Source organism: Blautia sp. MSK20_18 (genome assembly GCF_020553125.1).
Taxonomy (GTDB): Bacteria; Bacillota; Clostridia; order Lachnospirales; family Lachnospiraceae; genus Blautia_A; species Blautia_A fusiformis.
Genome location: NZ_JAJCGR010000077.1, coordinates 1 through 3,229, shown reverse-complemented (window position 1 = coordinate 3,229; position 3,229 = coordinate 1). Strand labels below are relative to the sequence as shown.

The following is a 3,229-nucleotide window of genomic DNA, read 5'->3' as shown; positions in this document are numbered from 1 at the left end:
TCTACTACAATATATTTATGGTTAATATCCCTTACAGCCAGTAAGGATTTATCCATCTTGTTGCTTAAGCTGTATAATGATGGAGCAATTGGTATATCGTCCCTTTTCTTGGACATCGCGTCCGCAATTAAGACTGATAACCAGCTCCTCATTCGCAGCGTTCGTTTTATGCAGGTTGAATCGCCATAGGTGCATTCGCGTCACACCACAGTAGATTGAATAGGCAATGAGTAAAACTGGTATTTATCCATTGCAATAATCTTAAGGAGTGACAATTTATGAACGCAGTAGGTATCGATGTTTCAAAAGGTAAAAGTATGGTTGCTATCATGCGACCATTCGGTGAAATTGTTTCCACACCTTTTGAAATCAAACACACGGCCAGTGACATCCGTTCACTTGTAGAACTAATCAATTCTGTTGAAGGTGAGTCCCGAATCGTGATGGAACACACAGGACGTTATTATGAAGTCCTCGCTCATCAGCTTTCAGAGGCAAATCTTTTCGTCAGTGCCATTAACCCAAAACTTATCAAAGACTTTGATAATGATTCTCTTCGTAAAGTGAAATCTGATAAAGCGGATGCTGTTAAGATTGCCCGATATGCTCTTGACAAATGGCAAAATCTTAAACAGTATAATGTTATGGATGAATTACGCAATCAGCTCAAAACCATGAACCGTCAGTTCGGCTTTTACATGAAACACAAGACGGCTATGAAAAATAATCTTATCGGCATCCTTGACCAAACCTATCCTGGTGTTAATACTTACTTTGACAGTCCTGCACGCAGTGACGGCAGCCAGAAATGGGTTGATTTTGCATCTACATACTGGCATGTGGACTGTGTCCGTAAAATGTCCCTGAATGCCTTTATCGACCATTATCAAAACTGGTGCAAACGCAAGAAGTACAACTTCAGTCAGTCAAAAGCTGAAGAAATCTATGGAAAAGCAAAGGAACTTGTTCCTGTACTTCCAAAGGATGCCATTACAAAGCTTATTATCAAGCAGGCTGTAGACCAGCTTAATAGTGCCTCTACAACTGTTGAATCACTACGCACTCTCATGAATGAAACTGCATCCAAACTCCCGGAATATCCTGTCGTTATGGCTATGAAAGGGGTTGGAACTTCACTTGGTCCTCAGTTGATGGCTGAGATCGGAGATGTTTCCCGTTTCACTCACAAAAGTGCTATTACTGCATTTGCCGGTGTAGATCCTGGTGTTAATGAATCCGGAACCTATGAACAAAAAAGTGTTCCTACCTCAAAACGAGGTTCCGCTGATCTTAGAAAGACTTTATTTCAGGTAATGGATGTCCTGATTAAAACGCATCCTCAAGATGATCCTGTTTATCAGTTCTTAGATAAGAAACGTGCTCAAGGCAAGCCTTACTATGTCTATATGACTGCAGGTGCTAACAAGTTTCTAAGAATCTACTACGGACGAGTGAAAGAATATCTTTCATCTCTTCCAGAATCTTAATTATCCACTAATATTTTCAGACCAGCACTGGTGTGGGGTCTTATTTTGATACCCAATTTTCAACCTGTATAAAATTTTCAACGAATCATGAAAGCTTATCACAGCCTATAATGAAAATAGGGGATTGACCTCCACTACTTTTTTTACTTCCTGCCTTGTTTTACAATAGTTATTGACAGGATTAAGTTTGATTGTACCTTGGAGGATTTTCACCCCGTTTTTCAACGTAAATGTTTTGCCCTTGAGTACAGCATATTGTCGCATCTTTTACAGATAGCACGAGTAGCAAAGTCCATATTATCTCGGGCAAATCTCCTGTCAATTCTATTATAAAGGAGGCTGTCTGTATGAAAGATCTTTTAGAAATTTCCTGTGGTTTGGATATCCACAAAGAAAAAATTGTTGCATGTATCCTAACTGGTCCATTAGGTAAACCTACTCACTCTGAAATTCGTGAATTTACCACTTTAATTCCTGATATGCTTGCTTTACGAGACTGGATCATTTCAGAGAATTGCCATCATGTTGCAATGGAAAGCACTGGCATTTATTGGATTCCAATTTACGAAATATTAGAAGATGCTTTCTCTGGAGATATCACTTTATTAGTTGTTAATGCCCGCCATATGAAGAACGTTCCTGGCAAAAAAACTGATATGCGTGATTCTGAATGGATTTCTACATTACTACGTGCAGGACTCCTTAATGCAAGATTCGTGAATTTCGTGATTTAAACCGTTATCGCAAGAGTATTATCCGCGATATTACTTCCCAGAAAAACAGGGTTGAAAAATTCCTGCAGAGTTCCGGTTTTCGTCTGTCTTCTTTTATTTCTGATATTTTTGGTACTTCCGGCAGAAACATTATTCTACATTTGATGGAACATGGATGGATTGATAAAATATCTTTGGATTCTTATCTCAAAACAAAAACCAGAAAACGCATTGATGAAATCCTCATGTCTGTAAATGGGACTCTTTCAGAACATCAAAAATCTTTCTTAAAAATCCTCATGTGTCATTATGATTCCATGAAAGAGCATCTTATTGAAATTGAAACTCATCTTCAGGAAGATATGCTTCCATTCGCTTTACAAATTGAACAGTTAAATACTATCTATGGAATAAGTACAACTGCTTCCTGTGCAATCATTGCCGAAATCGGTACAGATATGAAACCATTTAAAACTGCAGAACACATCTGTTCATGGGCCGGTCTGTGTCCCGGCAATAACGAGAGTGCCGGAAAAAGAAAAAGTACCTCTATCACAAAAGGCAATCCTTATATAAAAAGTATGCTTTGTGAGATTGCCTGGGTAATTGCCGGCAAACGAAACACATATCTTTCAGCCTGGTATTGGAGAATCAAGCAGAAAAAAGGAGCCAGAAAAGCCATTGTCGCTCTTGCTCGTAAATTACTTGTTATCATTTATACAATGCTAAAACAAGGCACTAATTTTGATGAAAACTGTTTTGAAGTCAGGCGCAAAAACTGTGAGCAAAAACAACTTTCCCGTTATATACGAGAATTAGAAAAACATGGCTATACGGTTGAAGCTCAAGTATAATCCATCTTTTGTACAAATCATATTTCACTGCTGGCAGCCATTATTATGACTGCTTTATAGTGATGCTTTCATAATTGTTGAAAACATTTGTTGTCAAGGTTCAAGTCTTGGCTGCGATTTTTATTTTCGTAGCAATGTTCTTTCAATTTAGCCTTGACTTTTTATTTGCAGGCTT

General features: G+C 38.2%; 1 protein-coding gene and 1 pseudogene. Both read left to right on the top strand.

Going from position 1 to position 3,229, the window contains the following annotated elements; genetic code table 11:
• Positions 1 to 278 precede the first annotated feature (278 nt).
• Complete coding sequence (locus LI091_RS18235) at positions 279 to 1,487, top strand: IS110 family transposase (protein ID WP_144100615.1); 1,209 nt, start codon at positions 279 to 281, stop codon at positions 1,485 to 1,487.
• A gap of 347 nt (positions 1,488 to 1,834) precedes the next feature.
• Positions 1,835 to 3,054 (top strand): annotated as a pseudogene (locus tag LI091_RS18230) (IS110 family transposase).
• The last annotated feature ends 175 nt before the right edge of the window (positions 3,055 to 3,229 follow it).